Source organism: Streptomyces sp. NPDC049040, from assembly GCF_043197715.1.
GTDB lineage: Bacteria > Actinomycetota > Actinomycetes > Streptomycetales > Streptomycetaceae > Actinacidiphila.
Map to the genome: position 1 here is coordinate 16,410 of NZ_JBICTO010000025.1, position 24,518 is coordinate 40,927.

Sequence of the window (24,518 nt, forward strand, 5' to 3'; positions counted from 1 at the left end):
CTAGGCCCCCAGGCGAGCGTCGGTGGATGGCGTCGGGCCGGCGGCGGCGGGCAGCCCGCCCGCCCGGCCGCTGCCCTGCAGGAGTACGGTCTGCCGCTCCCATGCGGCGCGGGACTCCGGCCGCTCGCCGGTGTCGCGGCAGATCACGTAGTGGTGCGGCGTCATGGTCAGGTTTCCGTCGAGCCGGCTCAGCAGGGCGGCGTGCAGCCGCTCGGGTGTCGTCGGCTCCGCCGCGACCAGGTAGGCGACCAGCCGTGACGGGCCGTCGTCCACCCGCCGGACGAACACCTGGGCGGCGGCGGTCTCCGGCAGGCCGGCGAGCAGCCCGCGTACGGCGTCCAGGTCGATCCGGCAGTTGTCGACCACGGCGGGGTTCCCCGGCGCGGCCAGCGGGGTGACGCCGACGAGGCCTGCCACCCGGTCGAGGCTCAGGTCACCGGCCTCGAACAGCCCGGTCAGTACGACCTCCAGCCCGGCCAGGACCTTCCGCGCGCTCGCCGCGTCCAGGCAGCGGCTGTCGCAGAACAGCTCGACGACCGCCCGCGAGCGCAGCGCCTTGACGTGGAAGTACAGCTTCAGCTGCTCCTTGTCGCGGCCTTCGAGGTCGCTGACCTCGGTGGCCGCGGCCAGCTCGCGCAGTTCGGCGGCGGACAGGACGGGCGGCGGTCCACCCGCTCCGGTCTCCGGCGCGACGTTGACGGTGCTCGACATGCCGATGCTGACCCCGCGTTCGGCGTTCGCCGCCGCCACCAGGCGCGCGACGTCCCGCGGATCGCTCTGGCCGCGCAGGTAGGCCAGCGCCGACGCCTGGTGCGCGTTGCGTACGGTGCGGGCCAGCGAGCCGGTGTCCAGCCGGACCAGCGCGGGCGCGACCTGGTAGAAGGTCCCCACCGAGGCGACGTCCGCCGGGCTGAACCGGTTGCCCGCCGCGAGGGCCAGCGGTATCAGGTCCGTGTCCGTCCTGATGCCGATGATCGCCGACAGCGCGCCGATCACGGCGGCCGCCGGGCTGACCCGCAGCCGCGCCGCGACCGCCTGCGCCGCCGCGGACAGCGCCACCGACCGGAGCCCGACGCCGGGGAACAGCGGACTCCCGCCGGCCGCCGGCGGATTGGGGAAGGCGGTCTGCGGCGACGTCTCCAGCATCCGTCGCCAGTAGGCCAGGGACACGTCGTTGGCCTTGCGGGCCGGCGCCGACTGCTCGTACGCGGCCCTGGCGAGCGACTGGCGGCCGGTCAGCACCGGCTCCGTGCCGCCGTTGCGCAGCAGTTCGAGGAAGTCCCCGCGCAGTACCGAGCACCCCCAGGCGTCGACCGCGAGATGCGAGAACACGAACACGACCTGCCGCGGCCGGCCTCCGGCCACGACGAGGCCCACCCTGAGCGGCCACTGGCTCGCGTGCCTGAAGGGCTCCCGCCACATCCGGTCCTCGTCCTGCTCCGCGAGCCGCCGGACCCGGCCCGGGACGGTCTCGGTGACCGCCACCGGCAGCGCGCCCTGCCCGTCGCACTCCTGCCGGGGCTCGCCGTCGGGACCGGTGGGAAACCGGGTGCGCAGGATCTCGTGGCGCCGGACGAGGGCGTGCAGGGCGCCGAGCACCCGTTCGCGGGTGGCGTCGGGCGGCAGGTGCACCCGGAGCCGGAGGCTGATGTAGTGGTTGTCGGGGGCCAGCGCCGCCAGGATGTCCCAGACGAACCGCTGCCCCCAGGTCAGCTCGGCGCTTCCGCCGCCCAGCGCGGTGAACTCCAGCGAGTGCGTCTCGCGCGAGGGCGCCGCCGCCGGTGCCGGCCCCGTCATGACGCACCGGACGGCGGCGCCTGCTGCGCGCCCTCGCGGGTGAAGAGCATGAACCAGTCGCCGACCCCGACCAGGTCGCGCACGTCCGGGTCGGCGACGGTCGGCTCGCGTGCGGCCAGCACGTAGCCGTGCTGCCGGAGCACCGGGGTGAAGTCGAAACGCAGGTAGTCGTCCTCCAGGCTCAGCAGCCGGTCGCCCTCGTTGGGCACGATCATCAGGGCGGGTACGCCGAGGCGGGCCAGCAGCCCGATCCACGCCTCGATGGCGGAGATCGGCATCTCGGAGAAGCTGTGGATGTTGACTGCCAGGTCGGGCCGCTCGGTCGCGAGCCGGTCCTCCATCACGTCAAGCGGGAGGACGGTCGCCTTGCCGTCGACCTTGCGGTACCTCAGGTAGTGCTCGCTGAGGAACGTCGACTCGGGGATCGAGTCGACGCACAGGTAGCGCGTCAGGCCGGGAACGCACTCCACCATGCGGTGGGCGAGACGCCCGTAGCCGGCGCCGATGTCGACGACGGTGAAGTCCTCACGGGACAGCAGCCCCCAGTGGCGTTCGAGGAAGTAGATCTCGTTGATCGAGTCGAGGAGGTCCCTGCTGGCCGTCGGCAGCGACTCGAAGTCGAACGTCCAGCAGCCGAAGGCGCCGTCCTCGCTCGTCCGGTCGAGGAGCTTGTGGGTGTCCAGGGAGCTGATGTAGCGGGTCAGGAGGAAGAACTTCAGCCGGGCGTTGTCGCCGAGCTGGCGCAGCTGCCACACGTAGGCGTTGTCGCCGCGGAAGTACCTGAGGTTCAGGTCCCGCAGGCGGCGGCTGCGCCGCCAGAAGCGGCCGGGCTTGAAGGGCGAGTCCAGGCGGCGGTAGCGCGTGCGCAGTTCCGCGAGTTCGGGATTGCGGTCGTCGAGCACGCCGGCCGACCCGGCGGGCAGCGGCCGAGAGTCGTCGTGGCGCCCGTGGCCGGCGTGGATCCGGTAGCTGCTGAGCTCGGTCGAGGTCCGTGTCAGGGTCAGCCCGAACAGGCCGACGAGGTAGCGGACCGTCAGGAAGATCCTGGAGCTGTAGTGGTTCACTGGGTCACCCGTCGACAGCGGCTCGGTAGCGGCAGGCGTCGCCGCCGCCCAGGACTCGGACCGCCATGTGGCCGAGCGACACGTGCAGATCCTCGGTGAGGCCGTAGTCCGCCTGGCCGAAGACGACGGATCGGTCGGACAGCCGCACCAGGTCGCCCGGGTCGCCGAGGGCGGACAGCACGGTCATCCCGAGGCCGCGGCCGGCTTCGGCGGCGCGCACCAGGTTGGGCGAGCGGCCGCTGACGCTCAGCAGCAACAGGACGTCGTGCGGCCGTCCCCAGGCGGGCAGCTGCCGGGAGAAGATCTCGTCGTAGCAGTGGTCGTTCGCGATCGCCGTGATCCGGGCGACGTTCTCGGTCAGCGCCACGGCCTGCGCCGTCCCGCCGAGATCCGCGGAGGCCGCCATGAGGTCACTGGCGATGTGGACGGCCGCCGTGCTGCTGCCGCCGTTGCCTGCCACCAGTACCCGGCGGTTCTCGCGTACCGCGAGCACCAGCGTCTCCAGCACGTCGGCCATCGAACCGACCTCGATCTGGGCGAGGGCCAGGGTCAGGTCGTCCACGTACTGCTTGACCACGGCGGCGGCGCCTGCCGATACGGAGGCGGGCACAGGGCCCGAGTCGGGTCCGTTCATGGGAGCGCTCCCACCAGCATGACAATCCCCCATCGCCAGTTTTCGAACACCGAAGGATCGGGATCTTGTCAGGGGATATGGCGGACCGTCAACCCGCTTTGAATGGCCAATTGCCGGGCTGAGGAAGGGCCTCATGGAGGGACGAAATGGCCTTCGCGCAGGTCAACCGTGCGGACGCCGGCGGGGGCCGGACGGGGTGCCCGAGGCGGCTCAGGCCGTGCCGGGCGCGGCTGGGGCCGCCGGCGGCTGGCCTGAACCGGACGGTGCCGCGGGCGGCCGGCGCGCGTCTGTCGCCGGGTGCGCCACCGCCGCCAGGAGATTCCGGATAGGGCGGCGGAGCCCTTCGCCCTCACCGGCGGGGTGAGGCCGGAAATCCGTACACGAATACGCGGTGAATTCGACCGGAGGGGCGCGGCAATCCCACTGCGGGCCAAGGTGGCGCAGGCGCGCGAATTGCTGTTCCGGCGGGTGTTGCCGCAGGTCACATCGGCCGGAAAACCGGAAAAGGGGCCACTCGGCGGCGGAGCGCGGCGCGGGGGGTGATCGCGGGCCGTATATCGCGGCACCGGCGGGGCGGTGCCGCTCGCGCCTGAGGGTGTCGCTCCGCGATGGCGCCGCGGTTCGAGTGCGCGGCGGGTTCCGGAAGCCAACCGTGCGCTGCCGTCGGCGCGGGTGTGTCCCTGCTCGGCCGGTCCCGCTGTCCCGGGCGGTCGCGGTCCTCTTCCGCGATCGACGTCAGCGTCGCCGCCGATGGAGCCACTCCGCCCCCGACTGCGGCCTGGTCCCGGATGCTCCGAAAACGATTCGGTCACGATGAAGAGAGGTTCAAATGCGCACAAGATGGGACATTCTTGCCGGGTCTGTCGGGTGCTCGTCAAGCCGGTTCGCCGGCGGTCGTCCACTCGCAGCGTGCACGGGTGGTCACATGGCGTCGTGACGCGAGGGGGCCTCAAATAGGGACATAGGACTCAAAGCAACCTCCCGATCGTGAGAAGGGTCATGGTTCCGACGCTCGCGGTTTGCCGGCCCGCCGGTCATGGGAACGCGGTCGATCACGGCCGTGGAGCGGGTGCATGTGCGCCGGACGGGTCAGGTGGGACTCAGCCGCCCGCGGCCGTTAGGTTCGATCTGGATCCATTGAGGCGGTTTTGCGTGACGGCGCACGGTCCCCGTGCGGAGCGCGGAGCCCGCCGTCGCCCGGCCGCCGGGTTCTGTCCTGTCCCCGGCCCCGGTAGGTATACGTGTCAAAGCTCGTCATCGAGCAGGTGTTCAAGGTCTTCGGGCGGAAGCCGAAGGAGGCTGTGCGCAGGCTGCAAGGCGGCGCACAGCGCAAGGAGCTACGCGAGGGAGGTACCACCGCAGCGGTGATCGACGCCTCCTTCACCGTGGAACCCGGCGAGATCTTCGTGGTCATGGGCCTGTCCGGATCGGGCAAGTCCACGCTGCTGCGGATGCTGAACGGCCTCCTGGAGCCCACCTCGGGCAGGGTGTTGTTCGACGGCCAGGACCTCGCGGCCCTGTCCTCGAAGGCCCTGCGCGACATGCGCTCCCGCAGGATCAGCATGGTCTTCCAGCATTTCGCCCTCTTCCCGCACCGCAGCGTCCTGGAGAATGCCGCCTACGGCCTCGAAGTACAGGGCCGGCCGCGCGAGGAGCGCGAGCAGCGGGCGACCGAGGCCCTCGCACTGGTCGGCCTGGCCGGCTGGGAGCGGTCCTGGCCGGACGAGCTGTCGGGAGGCATGCAGCAGCGAGTCGGGCTGGCCCGCGCGCTGGCCACCGAGGCCGATGTGCTGCTGATGGACGAGTCCTTCTCCGCACTCGACCCGCTGATCCGCCGCGACATGCAGGACCAGCTGCTGGAACTCCAGCAGCGGCTGCACAAGACCATCGTCTTCATCACCCACGACCTGAACGAGGCCATGCACCTCGGTGACCGCATCGCGGTCATGCGGGACGGCCGGATCGCCCAGGTCGGCACCGCCGCCGACATCCTCGTCGCCCCGGCCGACGACTACGTCGCCAGCTTCGTCCAGGATGTCGACCGCTCGCGCGTGCTCACCGCCGGCTCGATCATGGCCGAGCCCGTCACCGTCACGCCCGCGTGCGGCCCCGACGACGCGATGCGCGCCCTCGACACGGACGACGACGCGCACGCCGCCTTCGTCGTCGGGCCAGGCGGCGAGCCGGTCGGCACCGTCACCGAGGAGCAGGTCAGCGAGGCCCTGCACGGCCACCACGACGCAGGCCACACCATGGGCGACCTGATGGCGACCGGCCTGGTCACCACGGGCGCCGACACCACCCTCGCCGGACTGCTCACCCCCGCCTCGCGCACCGCGCTGCCGCTCGCCGTGGTCGACGAGACCGGCCGGCTCACCGGCGTCATCTCCACCGGCGCGCTGCTCGCGGCGCTCGGCGACCCGTCAGGGCCGGCCGGTGCGCCCGACGGCGGCGATACCGGCGCCACGGCGAAGGAGGTCGCCAGTGCCTAGGATCCACCTCGGGAACTGGGCGGAGGACGCCGTGAACTGGCTGACCCGCCACCTCTCCTGGCTCTTCGACCTCGTCAGCAGCGTCGTCAACGGCATGTACGACGGCGTGGAATGGGTCCTCGGCGGCCCCTCCCCGCTGCTGATGGCCGGCATCCTGGCACTCCTGGCCTTCTGGATGCGCGGCCTGCTGGCCGGCGTGGTGGCATTCGCCGGCTTCGCGCTCATCGACTCGCTCGCCCAGTGGGACCAGGCGATGCAGTCGCTGTCGCTGGTGGTCGTGTCCGGCGCGGCGGCCATCGTGCTGGCCGTGCCGCTCGGCATCTGGGCGGCCCGCCGCGACACGGCCGGCCTGGTCATCCGGCCGGTGCTGGACGTCATGCAGACGCTCCCCGCGTTCGTCTACCTGATCCCCGCGATCATCTTCTTCAGCCTGGGGACCGTCCCCGCCGTGATCGCCACGATCGTCTTCGCCGCTCCGGTCGGCGTACGCATGACGGAACTCGGCATCCGCCAGGTCGACCCCGAACTGGTCGAGGCCGCCGACGCCTTCGGCACCCCGCCGCTGGGAACGCTGCTGCGGGTCCAGCTGCCGCTGGCCCTGCCGACCATCATGGCGGGCGTCAACCAGGTCATCATGCTGGCGCTGTCGATGGTCGTCATCGGCGGCATGGTCGGCGCGGCCGGCCTCGGCGCGACCGTGTTCGGCGCGATCAGCCAGGTCGACATCGGCCTCGGCTTCGAAGGCGGCGTCTCGGTGGTCGTCCTGGCCATCTACCTGGACCGGATCACCGGCGCCCTGGGCGACCATGTCTCACCGCTGGGCCGCAGGGCGCTGGCCCGGCTCGGCTCCGCCACCGGCGGCATGCGCGTGCTGCGCTACCGGCCGCGCCCGGCCGTGGGCGTCTGCGGGGTCACGGTCCTTGCCCTGGTCGCCTGCTGCATGGGCGTGTTCGCCGGGAACGGGAACGGCTCAGCGCCGCACGTGTCCGCGGCGGCGAACGTCGGCAAGGGGCAGTCCGTGCGGATCGGCTCCTTCAACTGGGACGAGTCCATCGCGTCCTCCTACCTGTGGCAGGAGGTGCTGGAGCAGCGCGGCTACAAGCCGGCCGTCAGCACCTACGATCCCGGCGCCGCGTTCACCGGTCTTGCGACCGGCTCGCTCGACTACCTGACGGACGCCTGGCTGCCCACCACGCACGCGTCCTACCTCAAGCAGTACGGCAGGGACTACACCGACCTCGGCGCGTGGTACGACCGCACCTCCCTGGAGGTCGCCGTACCGTCCTACGTGAAGGGCGTGCGGACCATGGCCGATCTGAAGGGGCGCAGCGCCGAGTTCGGCGGGAAGATCATCGGCATCGAGCCAGGCGCCGGTGAGATGAAGCTCCTGCGCTCCACGGTCCTGCCCGGTTACGGCCTCGACAAGGACTACCAGGTGGTGAGCAGCTCCACCGCGAGCATGCTGGCGGAGCTCAAGCGGGACTACGCGCAGAAGAAGCCCGTCGCCGTCGTGCTGTGGTCCCCGCACTGGGCCTACAGCACCTACGACCTGACCAAGCTGGCCGACCCCCAGGGCCTGTGGGGGCCGGGCGACTCCGTGCACGACCTCGCGAACAAGGCGAGCGGCGCCAAGCTGTCCCAGGTCAGCGCGTGGATGCGGAAGTTCCACATGACGGAGGCACAGCTCGGCTCGCTCGAGGCCGCGATCCAGGGAGCGGGCCAGGGCAACGCCGCCCAGGGCGTGCGGAAGTGGATCGGGCAGAACCCCGCCATCGTGGACAAGATGGCTCCGGTCAACGGCGGTTGATCGGCGGACCCTCCCGCGGCCTGCCTGCCGCGCCCGTGCCCCACACGGGCGGGAGCAGGCCGCGGGAGGGTGTCCCGGCCCCGCGGGTATAGGGTCCCGCACGTGGTGAGTCCGGAAGTGACGTTCTTCGCCGGCCGCGACGGTGTGCGCCTGGCCTACCGGGAGGTGGGTGCGGGCAGGCCACTGGTCCTGCTGCACGGCATCACCGGCGACGCGGCTCTGTGGTTCGAGCACGGCACGGCAGGGACGCTCGCGGCACGCGGTCACCGGGTGATCATGCCCGACTTCCGCGGCCACGGCAGGAGCGCCAAGCCTCACGAGGCCTCCGCCTACCCGCCCGACGTGCTCGCCGACGACGGCTTCGCCCTGATCGAGCACCTCGGGCTGGACGACTACGACCTCGGCGGGTATTCGCTCGGGGCCCGCATCGTGGTGCGGATGCTGGCACGCGGGGCGGCGCCGGGCCGTGCGGTGGTCGCGGGGCAGGGCCTGCGTGAGGTGCTCGGCACCGGAGGCGGGGCGGGCGCCTTCCTGCGGCGGGTCTTCGCCGGGACGGAGGCCTTCGAGCCGGGCTCGCCAGGGGAGCGGGCGGCGCAGCGGCTCCGATCCGGCGGCGAGGACCCGGTCGCGCTGCTGCACGTACTGGACTCGATCGTCGCCACGCCGCGGGAGGCGCTCGGCCGCATCCGGGTGCCGGCGCTCGTCGCGGTGGGCGGGGACGACGAACGTGCCGTCTCCGCGGACGAGTTGGCCGCCTCGCTGCCGTACGGCACCCGGGCAGCGGTCCCCGGTGACCACAGGACGGCACTGGCCGCGCCTGAGTTGGTGGCGGCGATCGTGGACTTCCTCCACCCGGACGCCGGCTGAGGGCCGGCGGCGGTCCTCACCGACCGGTACGCGGACCGGCGTGGCAGGGCGCGGTTCCGGTCGCCCGCCGCGGCGGCCCACCGGGCGGCTCAGCGCACCGGCGGCCGATCCAGGCCCTCCAGCTGCCGGCGGACCAGTTCGGCGTCGGGGAGCCGGTGCTGCGCGGTGTAGAGCTCGTGGGCCCGCTGCCAGCTGTCGTACGCACGGTCGGGGCGGCGCTGCGCGAGGTGGGTCTCGGCCATGTGGTGCAGGACGTCCGCTTCGAGGTGGCTGTGGCCTTGAGCGCGGCAGATGGCCAGGGCCTGCTGGAAGTAGCCCAGGGCCCGGTCGTGCTCGTTCAGCCGGTGGGCGATGAATCCGAGGCTGTCGAGGATGCTGGATTCGCCGAGCTGGCGGCGGTCGGCGGGGTTCCTGCGGATCAGCGCGAGGGCCGCCCGGCAGTCGGCGCGGGCTTCGGCGTGGTCGCCGAGCCGGGTCCGCAGCCAGCCCACGCCGTTGAGCGCCCGGGCCTGCCGGTAGGTGTTGTCCAGCTTCCTGAAGACCGTCAGCGCGCGGAGGGCGTGTTCCAGGGCGCGGCGGTCGTCGCCGTGCCGCTCCCAGGCGCCGCCGAGGCTGTGGTGGATCTCGCCCTGGGCGGCGATGTCGCCGGCGAGCTCCGCCAGCTCCAGCGCCCGCGCCAGGTGCCGCAGGGCGTCGGCGGTCCTGCCGAGCAGCGCGTACGCGTCCCCGAGCATCTGGTGGGCCTGGGCGCGGACAGCGGGTTCTTCGTCTTCCCCGGCGCCCGCCACCGCGAGCTGCCAGGCCGCCGCCTGGTCCTCGATGAGCCCGCGGCGGCGGTGGTAGGGGTCGAGCGCCCAGGCCAGACGGTGGACGGGGGAGTCCCAGCCGTGGCCGCGGGCCGCCTGCTGGACGGCCAGCAGGTTGCCGTGTTCGGCGTCGAACCAGGCCATCGCCGCCGCCGCGTCGGGCAGCGGGTGCGCTACGGCGCCCTGGCCGGACCCGGCGGCCCCGGCACCGGGATGGTGCGGCGCGAGTAATCGGGCGCCCGCGCAGGCGGTGGCCACGTAGAAGTCCACCAGCCGGCGCAGCGCCGCCCGTTGCTCGGCCGGGGTGTGGCGGTCGCGGGCCTCCTCCGCGGCGTGCAGCCTGAGCAGGTCGTGCATCCGGTGGCGTTCGGGGCCGTATCGCCTGACCAGGTGGGCGTGGTCCAGCTCCCGCAGCACGGCGCGGGTCGCCGCGGGGGGCAGGTCGAGCAGGTTCGCGGCGGCGGCGGGGGTGATGTCCCGGCCGGGAGCGATTCCGAGCAGGGCGAGCGCGCGGGCGCCGCCGGGGGACAGGGCGCGGGTGGACCAGGACAGTACGGCGCGCACATCGGCCTGCGGCTCTCCCGCGTCGAGGGCGTCGAGCCGGTGGGCGTCGTCGCTCAGCTCGGCGGCCAGGGCCGTCAGCGACAGGTCGGGGTGGGTGGCGGCGCAGGCGGCGACGATGCCGAGGGCCAGCGGCAGACCCGCGCAGCACGCCAGCAAAGTGGCCGCCGCCGCGGGTTCCAGGCGCAGCCGGCCGCGTCCGAGGTGGCGGGCGAGCAGCCCGCGGGCCTCGTCGCCCGGCAGCACGCCGAGGGCCAGGGGCCGGGCGCCGTGCGCGGTGATCAGCCCCGTCAGCTGCCTGCGGCTGGTGACCAGCACCGGGCACGTCGCGCCGCCCGGCAGCAGCGGGACGACCTGTCCGGTGTCGCGGGCGTTGTCCAGCAGGACGAGCATCCGCCTGCCCGCCGTGAGGCTGCGGTAGAGCGCGGTCTGCGCCTCCTGTCCGACCGGGACCGCGGTGGGGGCGACGCCCAGGGCCTCGAGGAACCCCCGCAGGACGGCCCCGGGTTCCAGCGGCCGGCCGGTGGGGTCGAACCCGCGGAGGTCGGCGTGGAGCTGGCCGTCGGGGAACTGGTCCAGCCGTGCGTGGGCCCAGTGCAGGGCCAGCCAGGTCTTGCCGACCCCGCCCATCCCGCTGAGGACCACGGGCGCGCCGCCGCCTGCCGACCGCTCGTCGAAGGCGTCGTCGAGGCAGGACAGTTCACGGGCGCGGCCGGTGAACATGCCGGGCGGCGAGGGCAGTTGGCGCGGTGTCGGCGCCGGCGGGGCGGGTGCCACCGCAGCGGGAGCGGCGGCCGCGGTCCCGTGGCGCCTGGCCCGGCGGCCGGACTCCTCGATCCGGTCGCGGGCGGTGGCCAGCGCGCGCTGCTCCGCGGGCGTCGCGCCCAGCAGGTCGAGCAGGGCGTCGAAGCGGTCGGTCGGCGGCAGGGTGCGGGCGGTGAAGTACTCGGCTACCGCCGTCTGCGACCATCCGGTCTTCGCGGCAAGTTCGCGGTACGTCAGGGTGCTGTCCCTGCGGCCCCGCGCGTGCCGCCGCCGCAGATCCCGCAGCAGCGCGGCGAGGTCCTCCCGGGTCCGCACCGTCGCCGCGGCGGTGACGGAGCATTCGGGGGGTTCGGGAAGGGATTGCCGCACGCCGGGTTCCATCGTCGTCCTCCGTTGAGTACGAACTCGAACACTGATGGCGTGGCCGCAGCATAACAGCGCCTGCGGGGGCGGGTTGAGGGTTGCTCCGCGGTCGGACCGGACGGTGCCGGGTGTCGGAGGGGTGGCCGCCGACCGCCGGGATGTCTCGCAGCGGGCGGCGTTCGGGCCGCGCCGCGTCCGGACCGGGCCGGCGGTGCGGCGCGATGGCGCCGGTGCGGTGTGGTGTTGTGCGGTGCGGTGCGGTGCGGAGCCGTGCGTTGCCGTGCCATGCGATGGCGCCGGTGCGGTGCGGTCACCGCCGTCCCGTGGCCGCGGGGGGCTCGCAGGACGGCCCTCGGGGCGTGCGCCGTTTTTCGGCGGTCTTCGGCCGCGCACGGAATCCCCGGTGCCGCGTACGGCACGCGGTCACCATGGGGCACACGTCGGCGGGCCGCGCCGCGCCGGGGTGCGGTGCCGCTCCCCCTGCGGTGTCCGCGGACCGCCCTCGGCGCCAAAGCGGCGGTCGCGGGCGCCGCCGCCCGCCTCCCCCGCGTCATCGACCCATGACTCACGCATGCCGGAAAGGACCGTGGTGCAACCCATGATCAGACGACGTCTCCGCAGCAGACCGGTCGCGCTCGTTTCCGCGGCAGCAGCCGTCCTGCTCCTCGCGGTCGCCGCGCCGCAGTCCGCGTCGGCCGACACCATGCGCACGTTCAACGTGGCCCTCAGCTGTTCCTCCGGCCTGCCGTACGGCCTGAGCGTGGACAACGGCTCCGGCTGGTATTACCCCGACGGATCGAGCTACGCGTCCGGCGGCGTCAAGTACTTCTCCGTGTACATCCCCGCCACCGCCACCGCCCTGGCGATCAACACCGGCTTCTGCGACAACCAGCCGCAGACCCCCTACTGGGAGGGCTACCGCTACAGCGTCACCCCAGGCACCTCGACGATCAGCGCGAACGGGAACTGCCAGGACATGTACGTCTACCCCGGCCCCTTCGTCCGCTACTGCTCCCTCAGTTCGGTCACCTACAGCTGACCGCCGGAGGCCGGCCAGACGCCGCCCGCCGCGACCTGCGCGGCGGGCGGGTCAACGTGCCGCGGGCGACAGGGCGTCGACCACGGTCGTGACGCGGCCGGTCTCGACGGCGTACACATGGCCGGAGACGCTGACCTTCGGCGACAGCAGCGGCGACCCGAGCAGGCGCTCCACGTCCTCGCGGACCGTCCTGTCCGGTTCTGCCACCTCGGACGCGGCGAGCACCGGCTCCGCGACACCGGTCGCCTTCGCGGCCCGGTGCAGGAACGCCGGGTCGGCGAGGAATCCGGTCCCGCACTGGGTGTGGTGCAGGATCGCCACCTCGAAGAGCGGACCCTTCGCGTCGAACAACGCCTCGGCCAGGTAGGCCAGGTAGGCGAGGTCGTCGACCACCGACCCGGTGATCCGCCCTCCGGCATTGCGTATGACCGGTGCGTCGCCCGGCGCGAGCCCCAGGACGGCGGCGGGATCGATCCGGTGGTCGAGGCAGGTGACGACGACCACCTGGGCGGTCGGCAGGCCGAGCGCGACAGGGGTGTGGTCGCGGGCGAACCGCTCGTTGCGTGCGAGCAGCGGAGTCAACCTGGTCATGGCGCTTCCCTCCCGCCGGTGAGCAGGCGACGGGGGCGGCGGGGGCCCGGCGGCGCCTTGGTGGACAGTGTCCACCTTAGGTGCGGTGAGTGGACAGTGTCCACTATCGCTATGCTGGCCCGGTGACCCATGGCCGACCAGCAGCGGAATCCTCTCCGGCGGAGCCGCGCCGGCGGCCGCGTGGCGCGGTGCGCGACGGGCTGGTCGCCGCCGGACTCGAACTCGCCAGGAGCGGCGGGCCCGATGCCGTGGTCCTGCGGGAGGCGACGCGGTCCGTGGGTGTGGTGCCCAACGCCGCCTACCGCCACTTCGCCGACCGGAGCGAACTCCTCGCCGCGGTGTGTGCGGCGGCGATAGGCGAGCTCGCCGACCGGATGGCGGCGGCAGTGGCGAGCGTGACCGGCGAGTACGGCGACCCCATGGCGGCAGGTGAGCGGTTGCGGGCGATCGGGTCGGCCTACTTCGCGTTCGCCCGCGACGAGCCGGGGCTGTTCGCGACCGCCTTCGCACTGCCCCGGCAGCACGCGTACGGCACGCCTGACGACGCGGCGGGGCCGGATCGCACGCCGCTGGGCCGGCTGCGGGCCGCGCTGGACGAACTGGTCGACGCCGGTGTGCTCGACCCGGAGCGCAGGACCGGGATCGAGTACCCGATCTGGTCCACGGTGCACGGGATGGCGGTGCTGTCGGGCCAGGGGCCGCTGCGTGACGTGCCCGGCCTCGACCACGCCCGGCTGGAGGAGCTCGCGCTGAGGATGATCGGCGAGACCCTGCGGTAGGCCGACCGCCTGGGGGTCAGGTCGCCTTCGTGCCCGGCGTCCCGACCCCGTGCGTGCGGTCGTCCTGCTCGTACGGGTAGAACGTGGACCGGTCACCGGCGTCCCAGGCCTCGCGCAGCCCGGGGGCGGCGAGATCCCAGTCGGGACGGACCTCGCGGAGCACGTCGCGCAGGTCCCGCTGCAGGTCGTCCATCGACGGCCTGCCCCAGTACCAGTAGCCGTTGTAGAGGCTGTGGATGACCAGCCCCGGCTTCAGTACGAGTGTGTACGGGATCATCGGGTCGTGGTACGGGTCGGTGTACTCCTGGATTCCGAGGTCTTTCTGCACCTTGCGGCCGGCGTCGGAAAGAAAGGTCCACTGGGCACCCACGGCGGCGCGGAATTCCTTGGTCGACAGGAGGTTGTCGGTCGAGATGGTGACGATCTGCGTATAGGAGACGGCGATCTTCGAATAATTCGCCGCAAGTTCCAGATGCTGCTGGTTGTCCTTCGGGCAGTATTGTCCTCGCGCGAGCACCAGGATCATCGGATCGATTCCCTGGAGAGTGCTCAGCCGTCGGCGTGCCTGGGTGTGGTCGGTGAGTTCGTAGTCGGGGAAGGTACCGCCCGGCACGATGTCTGCACGCATTTTCCCGCTCCTGTGCTGTGGCACGCGTCGGCACCCCGGTGATCGGAATCGCACGCAAGGTAACACCCTGTGGAATCGGCGGGGCCGCCGACACGCACGGGGGGTCGCCGCGGGCGGTCGCGGAGCGTCGGCACGTCACCTCCCCGTACCGGGTCGAGAACCCGTGTACCTGCTCCGTTAACATGTTCGAACCCCGGTGACAGGCCTCTTCGCCCGCCCTTCCCCGGAAATGCGTACCACCCGGCGCGAAAAGTGAAAAATGATTCCAAAACCTAGCAAATCGACCAAATAATTGATAACCATGGCATCGCGGATATTTTCGCGAATACACAACAGAACCGCCTTCGCCGCGTGGCGCGAGCCGCGGGTGGCCCTGTGGGCGGCGGCGGGCGCGGTGGCCCTCGGGTTCCTCGTCACGCTCGAGATCGCCGCGCACCACTACGACCTGCCGGGCCCGATCTCCAGCCAGGTCCGCGAGGTGGTGTTCGCCCCCAAGTCGGGCGCGCTGCTCTACGCCAGCATGGCGCTGACGATGGTGGTGCTCACCTGGCGGCAGCGGCTCATCGCCCTCTGTGCCGCGATCGGTATCGATGTCGCCTTCCTGCTGGTGCGGTTGGCGGTCGGCGCCGGGTTCAGCTTCGGCAACGGCCCACTGTGGGTGATCCTGGGCTGCGCGGTCATCGCGCTCACGCGCCGCACCGGCCGGGAGCGCGCCCTGCTGCTGAAGGGCGCCGGGCTCGGCCTGCTGCTGGTGACCGGCCGCAAGACCGGCGACACCTGGCTGCTCATGACGTCCAAGACCCGGCCCGCCGTCTTCGACCAGTACGCGGCCACCGCCGATCACGCGCTGGGCAGCCCGTCATGGCTGATGGGCCGGATCGTCTCGGCCACCGGCCCGGTCGGCACCCACCTGCTCGACTACGTCTACATCCAGCTCGCGGTCGCCGCGGTCGTGGTGTCGCTCTACCAACTGCGCGACGTGGCGGACGAGCGCCGCTTCCCCCGCCACCACCTGGTGCGCACCTTCCTGGTCATCGGCCTCCTCGGACCGGGTATCTACGCGCTCTTCCCCACGGTCGGGCCGATATTCGCCTACGGCACCGAGGGCGGGCACTGGGCGGCGGCCAACATATGGCCCGACACGCCGCCGCCGATCACTTCCCCGCACCACATGGCATTCGACGCCGTCACCCCGCGCAACTGCATGCCCAGCCTGCACACCGCGTGGGCCACCGCCATCTTCATCCATTCCCGCAAGGGCCCGAGGGCACTGCGGTTCGCGGGCGCTTTCTGGCTCGTCGCCACGCTCTGCGCCACGCTCGGATTCGGTTACCACTACGGCGTGGACCTCATCGCGGGCGCGGTCTTCGCGCTCACGATCGAGGGAGCGCTGCGCTCACTCGACCGCGGCTGGGACCGGGCCGGAATCCAGCTGGTCGCCTACGGGGTGACGGTATTCGTCGCGCTCCTGCTGTCCTATCGCTATCTGCCGATGGAAATGGCCCGGCACCCCTGGGTGTCAGGACCACTTCTCATCGCCGCCCTGGTCTCGGTGGTCCACGGCTACCTGCGCGCCAACCGGCTGGCGGAGCCGAGGACCATGCCCGCACAGCAACGGGAACCGCTGCCGGAAATGGTCTGACGAGCGGTCCCGGCGGAGCGGTCAGAGTGCCTGCCCCTCGTACGCTTCGGGCGCCGCGGAACCTCGGCGCCGCACCGGCGGCATGTCGCCGTGGCGTGCCGGCAGGCTCTGCCGCCGGGATGCCGGCAGGTCCCGGACGCGGCGTATCGGGGAGAAGACGAGGACCAGGGCGGCCAGCGGGACGCCTGCCGTCGTGACCGCCATCGCGGTACGCAGGCCGAGCGTGGATCCGAGCGCGCCGCCGAGCAGCGCGCCCAGCGGGATCGCGCCGTAGCTGAGGAAGGCCGTGCTCGCGGTGAGGCGGCCCAGGACCTCCGGCGGGCAGTAGCGCTGCTGGAAACTCGCCTTGATGATGTTGCCGGCCACGACTCCCGCCGAGACGCAGAAGCCGCCCGCCACGAAGAGCAGGACCCCGGCTCCGCCGACGGTCATCGGCATGAGGACCGCCGGGACGGCGAGGCCCAGTTCGAACAGCAGCGTCGCGCGGGCGGTGCCGATCCGGGTGGCGACCCGGCGCGCCGCGAAGGCACCGGCGACACCTCCGGCACTGGTCGCCGCGATGAGCGAGCCGACCGTGCCAGGGGCCAGGCCGACGCTCCTGACGAGGAAGACCACCTGGATCGACTGGTATCCCATCAGGGCCAGGTTGGAGGCCGCCCCGAAGAGCGTCAGCGTGCGGAACCAGGGGTCGCCCATGATCAGCCTCAGTCCCTCGCCGACCTCGCCGGCCAGCGCCCTGGGACGACGCGCGGCCTTGGCCGCCGGCGGCTCGCGGTGCCGGATGCGGGTCAGGCAGACCAGGGAGACGAGGAAGGTCGCCGCGTTGGCGAACAGCCCGTTCACGGCGCCCGCCACCTGGGCGATCAGGCCGCCGGAGCCGAGCCCGGCGATCTGCGCGGCGGACGCGCTGCCGTGCAGTTTGGCATTGCCCTCCGGCTGGTCGTCGGGTTCCAGGATGTCGGGGAGGTAGGCGCTGTAGGCGGTCTGGAAGAAGACCGCGGCGGTGCCTGCCAGCAGTGCGACGGCCAGCAGCAGCCCGATGCTCAGCCGGCCGAATCGCGCGGCGACCGGCAGTCCGGCGAAGAGCACGAGGGAGACCGCGGCGGCCGCCAGCATGATCGGTCTGCGCGGCATCCGGTCCACCCAGACGCCGGCCGGCAGGCCGATCACCAGCCAGGGGGCCCAGCTCGCCGCGCTCAGCAGGCCGACCTCGAAGGTGCCGGCGTGCACGGTGGAGACGGCGACCAGCGGCATCGCCACCCCGGTGACGGACGCGCCGAACTTGCCCGCCGTCTCGCCGCACCACAGCAGGCGGAAATCGCGGTGGCGGCGCAGGAGGCCGCCGGGTGCGCGCCGGCTCATCCGGTGCCGCGTTCCTTGCGCGGGAAGGACTGGAGCTGCACCACGACGGGTCGCGCGTCGGGGGCGGGCTCGGCGTCCTGCGCCGGGGTGTGACGGGCGACTACGGCCATCAGCTCCGCGTTGAGTGCCGCCAGCTGGTCGGGCGTCATCCGCAGGTCGCGCCAGTCCGAGATGGTGCCGGCGCTCCGCCAGCCGTCGTCCCACTCCTCGCCGACGTACTTCACGACCCGGCTGAAGTAGAGCTGCACCAGCTCGTGCAGGTAGACCGACAGTGCCCCGCTGGAGTCGGGGTCGTCGCGGAAGTCGGCGGTGTTCAGCTCGTTCGTGACGCCGACCCTTTTCCACCAGCGCTCGCGTTTCGTGCCCCGGCCGACCTCCTCCTCGATGAAGCCGTGCTCGGCGAGGTGCCGCAGGTGCCAGCTGACGGTGCCGGTGTTCTCGCCGAGGCGTTCGGCGAGACCGGTGGCGGTGGCAGGCCCGTCAAGGCTCAGCAGCTCGAAGATGTTCATCCGCAGCGGATGGGCCAGCCCGCGCAGGCTGCGTGCGTCGATGCGGCGGGTGGGCCGTGCGGCGGGCCGCGGTGTGCCTTCGGGTTCGTCGGACATACCGGCAGCCTATCTTGCAGAGGATTCTCTGCAAAGGAAACGCTGCAAGGCAGGGTGCCGTGTCGCGGCCGGTCAGTCGGCCCGCACCGCACGCAGCCCCGGGGAGGCGAGGACCGCGGCCGGGCGCGCTGGTGCGGTGGAGTGTCGGACGACGAGTTCGGGTTCGTGGAGGAGTTCTTTGGGGGTGGGGTTGGTGCCGTTGATCTGGTTGGCGAGGAGGGTGACGGCGGCGCGTGACATGGCTTCTATGGGTTGGCGCAGGGTGGTGAGGGGTGGGTCGGTGTAGTTCATGAAGGCGGAGTCGTCGTAGCCGACGACGGAGAGGTCGTGGGGGACGGTGAGTCCTTGGCGGCGTGCGGCGCGGATGGCGCCGAGGGCGAGGACGTCGCTGCCGCAGATGAGTGCGGTGATGCCGGTGGTGAGGAGTTCGGTGGCGACGGCTTGGCCGCCTTCGAAGGAGAACAGGGCGTGGCCGATGGGGTGGTGGGTGTGGGGGGTGGTGGTGCGGTGGGTGAGGGTGGTGAAGGCGGCGGCTTTGCGTCGGGAGGGGGTGTGGTCGGCGGGGCCGACCATCAGGCCGATGCGGGTGTGGCCCAGTGAGGTCAGGTGGGCGTAGGCCTGCTGGACCGCGGCCACGTCATCGGTCGACACCTGCGGAAAACCGACCGGGCGGTGGACCGGGCGGTCCGCCTGGCCGCCCTGGGGCCGTGCGGCGTCCCGGCCGGCCGGGCGGACGGCGTATCCGCCGGCGCCGCCTTCGTACCCGGGCCTGCCGCCCGACCTGCCCTGCGCGGCGGCGGGCCGGTCGCGCTGCCGCGCCGCCTGGATCGCCGCCGAGTCGACCGCCGCGTTGAGCAGGACGACAGGGACGCCCCGCTGGAGCAGCGTGCCGTATTCGTCGGTGCTCAGGCCGCCGCAGAAGATGACGCCTGAGACCTGCTGGTCCAGCAGCATCGTCACGTACTCGGCCTCGGTCAGGCCGCCCGCGGTGCGGGTGCAGAGCACGGGGGTGAAGCCGAGTTGGACCAGGGCGCCGCCGGCGACCTCGGCGAGCGCGGGGAAGATCGGGTTCTGCAGCTCCGGCAGCACCAGGCCCACCAACCGCGCCCGCACCCCGCGCAACTGGGTCGGGCGCTCGTAGCCCAGCACGTCCAGCGCCGTCAGCACCGCCTGCCGGGTGCTGTCCGAGACCCCGGGCCTGCCGTTCAGCACCCGGCTCACCGTCGCCTCGCTGACCCCCACCCGCCTGGCCACCTCCGCCAGTCTCCGAGTCATGACGCGCCGCCTCCTTCCTCTTCGGGTCGTGCCGGGTCGTTTCCTGGGCCGTGCCGGGCTCTGTCGGATGGCTGTCGGGTCGCGGCGGGCGCCGCGGGGCCGGCCGCCGGGCTTCCCGCGGCGGCCGGATCCGGGTCAGTGCCGCCGCAGCCACACGGTGGTGTCGTCGGGCAGTTCGCCCGCCGCGGGGTCGAAGCCGGCTGCGCTGGCAAGGACGACCTCGGCGTCCGCGGGCAGCGGCACCGCCGTGCCCGAGAGGTTCGCCACGCAGGCGAAGCCGTCGCCGCGGGCGAAGGCCAGGACGCCCGGGGCGCTGTCGGGCAGCCAGCGGAAGCCGTCGCCGTGCAGCCCCCGCTCGGTGCGGCGCAGCCCCAGGGCCGCCCGGTAGAAGGTGAGCATCGAGTCTGGCCTGCCGTCCTGCGCCTGCGCGGTGTACCCGGCCCACTGCTCGGGCTGCGGCAGCCACGGGGGTGCGGTGGCGTCCGCGGGGCTGAACCCGAAGGGTGGCCGGTCACCGGACCACGGCAGCGGCACCCGGCAGCCGTCGCGGCCGATGTCGGAACCCCCGGTGCGGTGGAAGATCGGGTCCTGGCGCAGGCCGTCGGGGATGTCCTCCACCTCCCACAGGCCGAGTTCCTCGCCCTGGTAGAGGTAGCAGCCGCCCGGCAGCGCGAGGTCGAGCAGCAGCGCCGCCCGCGCCCTGCGGGTGCCCAGCTCCAGGTCGGTCGGTGTGCCGTTCTGGCGCAGGGACAGCGCGAAGGAGGTGTCGGAGCGGCCGTAGCGGGTCACGTGCCGGGTGACGTCGTGGCTGGACAGCACCCAGGTGGCGGGGGCGCCGACCGCGGCGTGCGCGGACAGCGTCGCGTCGATGGCCCGGCGCAGCTCCGCCGCGTCCCACGGGCAGTTGAGGTAGTCGAAGTTGAAGGCGCTGTGCATCTCGTCGGGCCGCAGGTAGTGGGCGAAGCGCACCGGGTCGGCGAGCCACACCTCGCCGATCAGCACGCGCGGCTGCGGGTAGCTCTCGGCGAGCGCCCGCCAGGCGCGGTAGATGCCGTGGACGTCGTCGCGGTCGATGTACGGGTGCGGGACCGGCGGCGCGGCCGGGTCGAAGTCCGGCAGCGCAGGGTCCTTCGCGGGCATCGTCGCGGAGTCGATCCGCACCCCGTCCGCGCCGCGGTCGAACCAGAAGCGCAGGACGCTCTCGTGCTCCTCGCGGACCTTGGGGTTGTTCCAGTTCAGGTCCGGTTGCTCGGGTGCGAAGAGGTGCAGGTACCACTCGCCGAGGGTGCCGTCGGGGTTGGCGGTACGGGTCCAGGCGGGGCCGCCGAAGACGGACTGCCAGTCGTTGGGCGGAAGTTCCCCGTCCCGGCCGCGGCCGGGACGGAACCAGAACAGCTCGCGGGCCTCGGCGCCCGGCCCTGCCGCCAGGGCCTCCTGGAACCAGGCGTGCCGGTCGGAGACGTGGTTCGGCACCACGTCGACGACGATCTTCAGGCCGAGGTCGTGGGCCTCGGCGATCAGGGCCTCGGCCTGCTCCAGGGTGCCGAACACGGGGTCGATGCGCCGGTAGTCGGCGACGTCGTATCCAGCGTCGGCCTGCGGGGAGGCGTACCAGGGGCTGAACCACAGGGCGTCCACGCCGAGGTCGGCCAGATAGTCCAGGCGGTCGCGTACACCGGTCAGGTCACCGATCCCGTCGCCGTCGCTGTCGGCGAACGAGCGCGGGTAGACCTGGTAGATGACGGCGTCACGCCACCACTGGGCGTGCGGGGCGGAGGTGGGCTGATCGGCCACGGGGGCGGACTCCTTGATCGAACGTGCGGGCATGACAGGGTGAAACGGACAAAACGCCGGGTCGAGGGCGGCGACGACCGGGCCGCCGGGGCACGGCGGCCGGGGCGGGACGCGGCAGCGGTCAGCCCTTCAGCGCTCCCGCGGACAGACCGCCGAGGATGTGCCGCTGGAAGAGCAGGAAGAGCACGATCATCGGCACCGCGGCGATGGACAGGCCGGCGATCATCTCGGTGGGCGGCACCTGCGTGGTGGAGGTGGAAAGCCGGTGCAGCGCGACCGACAGCGTCTGCTTGTCGGGGTCCTGGAGCACCAGCAGCGGCCAGAGGAAGTCCTTCCACATCCCGACGACCGCGAAGACGGAGATCACCGCGAGTACCGGACGCGACAGCGGCAGCACCACCCGCAGCAGGGTCTGCAGCCGGGACGCGCCGTCGATGCTCGCGGCGTCCAGGAGCTCACCGGGGATCTGGTCGAAGAAACGGCGCAGCACGTAGATGTTGAAGGCGTTGGCCGCGCCCGGGAGCCACAGCGCCCAGGGGGTGTTGAGCAGGTTGAGGTGCAGCAGCGGCAGGTCGGAGACCGTGAGGTAGGCGGGCACCAGCAGCGCCGCGGCGGGCAGCATCAGGCTGGCCAGCATCCCGGCGAAGATCACCTTGCCGAAGGCGGGCCGCAGTTTGGACAGCGCATAGGCGGCGCACACGTCCACCGACATCTGGATCAGCCAGCCGCCGGCCGCGTACCAGGCGGTGTTGAGGAAGAAGTGCGCGATGTCCATCTGGGTCCACGCGTCGCGGTACGCGGTGGCGTGCACGGACGCGGGCAGCAGCGTCGGTGTCCGTGCGGCGAACTCGCGCGGTGTCTCCAGCGCCGAACTCGCCATCCAGTACAGCGGGAAGAGGAATGCGGCGGCGAACAGCGCGGCGGTGAGGGCCAGCACCGTGAAATAGAGCGCGCGGTTGCGCGGCCTGGCGAGTTCCTGGTCGGAGATCAGGCTGCGGGTGGCGGGGGAGGCGGATGCGGTCATGTCGTGGTCCCTCGTGCTCCTCTGTTCTTCATCCCTGGTCGGACTCGCGGGTCAGCCGCAGATAGAGCGCGGCGAAGACGCCGAGCACGGCGAAGAGCAGCACGCTCATCGACGCGGCGAGCCCGAAGTCGTTGTTGACGGCGAAGGCGTAGCGGTAGATCAGCGTCATCACGGTGATGGTCGACGGGTCGGTGAAGCCGGTGAGCTGGAAGGGCTCGATGAAGACCTGCATGGTGGAGATGATCTGGAGGAGCAGCAGGACGAGCATGATGAAGCGCATCTGCGGCAGGGTCACGTGCCGCAGCCGGGCCCAGACGCCGGCGCCGTCCAGCTCCGCCGCCTCGAACAGCTCGCCGGGGATGGCCTGGAGCGCGGCCAGGTACATCAGCGTCGCACCGCCCATGTTGGCCCAGGTGGACACCAGCACCAGCGAGATCATCGCGGTGTGCGGCGACTGGATCCACTGCGAGGTGGGCAGGTGCGCGCCGCGCAGCGCGGTGTTGAACAGGCCGCCGCCCGGGTCGTAGAAGAACTGCCACAGCATCACGCTGACGATCGGCGGCAGCATCACCGGCAGGTAGACCGCGATGCGGAAGTACCCCTTGAAGTGCCGCAGTTCGTTGAGCAGTACGGCGATGGCGAACGGCACCGCGTAGCCGAGCAGCAGGGCGAGTCCCGTGAACTCGGCGGTGTTCTTCCAGGCGGTCCAGAAGAGCGGGTCGGCGAAGAGGTGGTGGTAGTTGTCGAGGCCCACCCACTGCGGGTCGGTGATCAGGTTGTCCTGCTGGAAGCTCAGGACGATGCCGCGGAACAGCGGATACCACGAGAACAGCGCGAAGCAGACGATGCCGGCCGCCATGAAGGCGTACGCCAGGGCGTTGTCGGCGACCCGGCGGCGCAGCCGGGCGCGGCGCGCGGAGCGCTCCCCGGTCCGGCCGCGGGCCGGTGCCGCGGGGGATCCGGGACGGAGGGGGGCCAGCGAGGTGGCCATGGGAAACTCCTTGCTCGGCGCCCGCGGGCCGCGCCGGTCAGGCGCCGGGCGGGCCCGCGGGCTGGTGCGGGGACGGGGGTTCCGGGCGGGGCGGTCTACCGGGCCGCGAGCAGGGAGTCGACCTGCCGCGAGGCGGCCGACAGCAGGGCGTCGATGTCGGCGTCCTTCTCGGTGAGGACCTTGGCCATGGCGGTGTCGATCACCGCGTAGATCTGCTGCGCCTTGGGCGGTTCGAGCACCAGCGGGATGCCGGGCAGGGCATGCTGGAAGGGCGCGTAGTTGGCGACCGGCTGGTTGGCGTACTTCTTGTCGGCGGCGGCCTTGGTCTGCGCGGCGGCGCCGGTCCAGATGTTGGGCTCGGGCAGGCCGACCGGCTGCCCGGCCTGCGCCGTCCGCTGGGCGCCCGCCTCGATGCGGTCGGGGTTCTCGTACTTGAAGGCCACCCAGGCCATGGCCGCCTTGATCTGCGCGGGGGTGTCCCGCGGGCTGAACATGAACCCGCCGCCGCCTGCCAGGGTGCCCTTGCCGCCGGGGATCGGGCCGAGACCGTAGTCCTTGGGGTCGCCCTTGTACTGCGAGGCGATGGTGGGGATGTTGTCGGCGGTGGCGAGGTACATGCCGAGCTTGCCCGCGCCCATCATCTGGAGCAGGTCCGCCCACTCCAGCAACTGCCGCTCGCCCATGGACCGGTCGCTCCAGCGCATGTCGTGCAGCTGCTGGAGGACGGCCTTGCCGGTGGCGTTGTCGAAGTCGGCCTTCCAGCCGCCGCCGGGCTGCTGCTTCGCCACGTCGCCGCCGCGCGAGTACATCTCGGCGGTGAAGTGCCAGCCGCCGGTGTTGGACTTGCTGTAGTCCCCGTAGCCGACGACGCCCTTGCCCAGGGCGGCGATCCTGGCGGCGTCTGCCCTCACCTCGTCCCAGGTCGTCGGCGGCTTGTCCGGGTCGAGCCCGGCCTGCCGGAAGAGCGCCCGGTTGTAGACCAGGCCCATCGAGTAGTTGCCCTCGGGCAGGCCGTAGGTGTGTCCGCCGGCGTCCTGGAAGACCTTGCGCAGCTGCGGCTTGACCTGTTCCACGGCGGGGAACTGCGACAGGTACGGGGTGATGTCGGCCGCCTGGTGCTTGGCGATCAGACCCGCCGGGTCGGTGTAGTAGACGTAGAACGCGTTCTCCAACTGGCCGCCGGCCAGTTTGGTGGCGAAGGTCTGGGGGTCCATCTGGCCCTCGTGCGGGACCACTTTGATCTTCGGGTGCAGCTTCTCGAAGGCCGAGACGTCCGCCAGGAAGAACTTCCGGTTCACCGGATCGGTCTTGGCGGGCATGTCGTTCACCGTGATGGTGACGGTGCCGTCGGATGAGGCCGACGAGCCGGAGGAGCCGCCGCAGCCGCTCGCTGCGAGGGCGAGTCCCGCCGCCGTGGCGACGGCGAGGGCGATGCGGGCTCTGCTGCCCGCCGCGAAACCGGTCATGGATCGTCCCTGGTCATGAGGGTGATGGAGGGGTCGGCCGCCCCCGAGGTGACGCACAAGTTACGTCGCTCTCACCAGGCACGCAATGCGGAAACACATTTACGCAAAAACCATACGGACGCGTCACGCAGGCTTGGAAGGGATGCAAGAAAGATGCAGAAAATCA

19 protein-coding genes are annotated in these 24,518 nt (G+C 72.1%); 6 read left to right on the forward strand and 13 right to left on the reverse strand.

Features of this window, described 5'->3' with window-relative positions; all coding sequences use genetic code 11:
- The 3 genes from ACGFMP_RS34015 to ACGFMP_RS34025 are packed head-to-tail and all read right to left on the reverse strand — an operon-like array spanning nucleotide 1 to nucleotide 3,495.
- Nucleotides 1-1,797 carry a condensation domain-containing protein gene (locus tag ACGFMP_RS34015; RefSeq protein WP_393677492.1) on the reverse strand — a complete coding sequence of 599 codons (1,797 nt, stop codon included), beginning with the start codon at nucleotides 1,795-1,797 and terminating at the stop codon, nucleotides 1-3.
- Nucleotides 1,794-2,861: a putative sugar O-methyltransferase gene (locus ACGFMP_RS34020; RefSeq protein WP_393677493.1), complete on the reverse strand. Its 1,068-nt coding sequence runs from the start codon at nucleotides 2,859-2,861 to the stop codon at nucleotides 1,794-1,796. The genes ACGFMP_RS34015 and ACGFMP_RS34020 overlap by 4 nt, the downstream gene beginning before the upstream one ends.
- 4 nt (nucleotides 2,862-2,865) lie before the next feature.
- On the reverse strand, nucleotides 2,866-3,495 hold the full coding sequence (locus ACGFMP_RS34025; protein WP_393677494.1) for an SIS domain-containing protein: 630 nt from the start codon (nucleotides 3,493-3,495) through the stop codon (nucleotides 2,866-2,868).
- Between the two features lie 1,241 nt (nucleotides 3,496-4,736).
- On the opposite strand from ACGFMP_RS34025, the gene ACGFMP_RS34030 reads away from it, so the two are divergent.
- The 3 genes from ACGFMP_RS34030 (at nucleotide 4,737) to ACGFMP_RS34040 (ending at nucleotide 8,661) form a co-directional block, all read left to right on the forward strand.
- Nucleotides 4,737-5,987 carry a glycine betaine/L-proline ABC transporter ATP-binding protein gene (locus tag ACGFMP_RS34030; RefSeq protein ID WP_393677496.1) on the forward strand — a complete coding sequence of 417 codons (1,251 nt, stop codon included), beginning with the start codon at nucleotides 4,737-4,739 and terminating at the stop codon, nucleotides 5,985-5,987.
- Complete coding sequence (locus tag ACGFMP_RS34035) at nucleotides 5,980-7,794, forward strand: ABC transporter permease/substrate binding protein (protein WP_393677497.1); 1,815 nt, start codon at nucleotides 5,980-5,982, stop codon at nucleotides 7,792-7,794. Before ACGFMP_RS34030 ends, ACGFMP_RS34035 begins: the two co-directional genes overlap by 8 nt.
- A 102-nt stretch (nucleotides 7,795-7,896) precedes the next feature.
- Entirely contained in the window at nucleotides 7,897-8,661 is a 765-nt protein-coding gene (locus ACGFMP_RS34040; RefSeq protein WP_393677499.1) for an alpha/beta fold hydrolase, read from the forward strand.
- Between the two features lie 89 nt (nucleotides 8,662-8,750).
- Here ACGFMP_RS34040 and ACGFMP_RS34045 read toward each other — a convergent pair whose 3' ends face one another.
- The gene (locus ACGFMP_RS34045) at nucleotides 8,751-11,162 is read right to left on the reverse strand and encodes an ATP-binding protein (RefSeq protein WP_393677501.1); all 2,412 of its coding nucleotides are present in this window, start codon (nucleotides 11,160-11,162) and stop codon (nucleotides 8,751-8,753) included.
- A 592-nt stretch (nucleotides 11,163-11,754) separates the two neighbouring features.
- Here ACGFMP_RS34045 and ACGFMP_RS34050 point away from each other — a divergent pair.
- The gene (locus ACGFMP_RS34050; protein ID WP_393677502.1) at nucleotides 11,755-12,195 is read left to right on the forward strand and encodes a hypothetical protein; all 441 of its coding nucleotides are present in this window, start codon (nucleotides 11,755-11,757) and stop codon (nucleotides 12,193-12,195) included.
- A 51-nt stretch (nucleotides 12,196-12,246) separates the two neighbouring features.
- Here the strand turns inward: ACGFMP_RS34050 and ACGFMP_RS34055 are convergent, their stop codons facing one another.
- On the reverse strand, nucleotides 12,247-12,786 hold the full coding sequence (locus ACGFMP_RS34055; RefSeq protein WP_393677503.1) for a carbonic anhydrase: 540 nt from the start codon (nucleotides 12,784-12,786) through the stop codon (nucleotides 12,247-12,249).
- A gap of 122 nt (nucleotides 12,787-12,908) precedes the next feature.
- On the opposite strand from ACGFMP_RS34055, the gene ACGFMP_RS34060 reads away from it, so the two are divergent.
- Nucleotides 12,909-13,565, forward strand: coding sequence for a TetR/AcrR family transcriptional regulator (locus tag ACGFMP_RS34060; protein WP_393677505.1), 657 nt, complete (start codon nucleotides 12,909-12,911; stop codon nucleotides 13,563-13,565).
- Nucleotides 13,566-13,581: 16 nt separating this feature from the next.
- Here the strand turns inward: ACGFMP_RS34060 and ACGFMP_RS34065 are convergent, their stop codons facing one another.
- A complete protein-coding gene (locus ACGFMP_RS34065; RefSeq protein ID WP_393677507.1) occupies nucleotides 13,582-14,193 on the reverse strand; it encodes a redoxin domain-containing protein in 612 nt (203 codons plus the stop codon).
- A gap of 301 nt (nucleotides 14,194-14,494) precedes the next feature.
- On the opposite strand from ACGFMP_RS34065, the gene ACGFMP_RS34070 reads away from it, so the two are divergent.
- A complete protein-coding gene (locus tag ACGFMP_RS34070) occupies nucleotides 14,495-15,835 on the forward strand; it encodes a phosphatase PAP2 family protein (protein ID WP_393677509.1) in 1,341 nt (446 codons plus the stop codon).
- A gap of 21 nt (nucleotides 15,836-15,856) precedes the next feature.
- Here the strand turns inward: ACGFMP_RS34070 and ACGFMP_RS34075 are convergent, their stop codons facing one another.
- The 7 genes from ACGFMP_RS34075 to ACGFMP_RS34105 all read right to left on the reverse strand — a co-directional run bounded on the left by ACGFMP_RS34075 (nucleotide 15,857) and on the right by ACGFMP_RS34105 (nucleotide 24,352).
- Nucleotides 15,857-17,197, reverse strand: coding sequence for an MFS transporter (locus tag ACGFMP_RS34075; RefSeq protein WP_393677510.1), 1,341 nt, complete (start codon nucleotides 17,195-17,197; stop codon nucleotides 15,857-15,859).
- Nucleotides 17,194-17,802 carry an ArsR/SmtB family transcription factor gene (locus tag ACGFMP_RS34080; RefSeq protein WP_393677512.1) on the reverse strand — a complete coding sequence of 203 codons (609 nt, stop codon included), beginning with the start codon at nucleotides 17,800-17,802 and terminating at the stop codon, nucleotides 17,194-17,196. The genes ACGFMP_RS34075 and ACGFMP_RS34080 overlap by 4 nt, the downstream gene beginning before the upstream one ends.
- A 72-nt stretch (nucleotides 17,803-17,874) precedes the next feature.
- Entirely contained in the window at nucleotides 17,875-19,077 is a 1,203-nt protein-coding gene (locus ACGFMP_RS34085) for a LacI family DNA-binding transcriptional regulator (RefSeq protein ID WP_393677513.1), read from the reverse strand.
- Between the two features lie 135 nt (nucleotides 19,078-19,212).
- Entirely contained in the window at nucleotides 19,213-20,904 is a 1,692-nt protein-coding gene (locus ACGFMP_RS34090; RefSeq protein ID WP_393677515.1) for a glycoside hydrolase family 13 protein, read from the reverse strand.
- An 88-nt stretch (nucleotides 20,905-20,992) separates the two neighbouring features.
- Nucleotides 20,993-21,895: a carbohydrate ABC transporter permease gene (locus ACGFMP_RS34095; protein ID WP_393677516.1), complete on the reverse strand. Its 903-nt coding sequence runs from the start codon at nucleotides 21,893-21,895 to the stop codon at nucleotides 20,993-20,995.
- 28 nt (nucleotides 21,896-21,923) lie between these two features.
- Nucleotides 21,924-22,886 carry a carbohydrate ABC transporter permease gene (locus ACGFMP_RS34100; protein ID WP_393677518.1) on the reverse strand — a complete coding sequence of 321 codons (963 nt, stop codon included), beginning with the start codon at nucleotides 22,884-22,886 and terminating at the stop codon, nucleotides 21,924-21,926.
- A gap of 95 nt (nucleotides 22,887-22,981) precedes the next feature.
- On the reverse strand, nucleotides 22,982-24,352 hold the full coding sequence (locus tag ACGFMP_RS34105) for an ABC transporter substrate-binding protein (protein ID WP_393677520.1): 1,371 nt from the start codon (nucleotides 24,350-24,352) through the stop codon (nucleotides 22,982-22,984).
- Nucleotides 24,353-24,518 lie beyond the last annotated feature (166 nt).

Coding starts and splice junctions, on each gene's coding strand:
- ACGFMP_RS34015 (WP_393677492.1), bottom strand. CDS start 1,797: ATGACGGGGCCGGCACCGGCGGCGGCGCCCTCGCGCGAGACGCACTCG.
- ACGFMP_RS34025 (WP_393677494.1), bottom strand. CDS start 3,495: ATGAACGGACCCGACTCGGGCCCTGTGCCCGCCTCCGTATCGGCAGGC.
- ACGFMP_RS34050 (WP_393677502.1), top strand. CDS start 11,755: ATGATCAGACGACGTCTCCGCAGCAGACCGGTCGCGCTCGTTTCCGCG.
- ACGFMP_RS34055 (WP_393677503.1), bottom strand. CDS start 12,786: ATGACCAGGTTGACTCCGCTGCTCGCACGCAACGAGCGGTTCGCCCGC.
- ACGFMP_RS34065 (WP_393677507.1), bottom strand. CDS start 14,193: ATGCGTGCAGACATCGTGCCGGGCGGTACCTTCCCCGACTACGAACTC.
- ACGFMP_RS34070 (WP_393677509.1), top strand. CDS start 14,495: ATGGCATCGCGGATATTTTCGCGAATACACAACAGAACCGCCTTCGCC.
- ACGFMP_RS34075 (WP_393677510.1), bottom strand. CDS start 17,197: ATGAGCCGGCGCGCACCCGGCGGCCTCCTGCGCCGCCACCGCGATTTC.
- ACGFMP_RS34080 (WP_393677512.1), bottom strand. CDS start 17,802: ATGTCCGACGAACCCGAAGGCACACCGCGGCCCGCCGCACGGCCCACC.
- ACGFMP_RS34085 (WP_393677513.1), bottom strand. CDS start 19,077: ATGACTCGGAGACTGGCGGAGGTGGCCAGGCGGGTGGGGGTCAGCGAG.
- ACGFMP_RS34090 (WP_393677515.1), bottom strand. CDS start 20,904: ATGCCCGCACGTTCGATCAAGGAGTCCGCCCCCGTGGCCGATCAGCCC.
- ACGFMP_RS34095 (WP_393677516.1), bottom strand. CDS start 21,895: ATGACCGCATCCGCCTCCCCCGCCACCCGCAGCCTGATCTCCGACCAG.
- ACGFMP_RS34100 (WP_393677518.1), bottom strand. CDS start 22,886: ATGGCCACCTCGCTGGCCCCCCTCCGTCCCGGATCCCCCGCGGCACCG.
- ACGFMP_RS34105 (WP_393677520.1), bottom strand. CDS start 24,352: ATGACCGGTTTCGCGGCGGGCAGCAGAGCCCGCATCGCCCTCGCCGTC.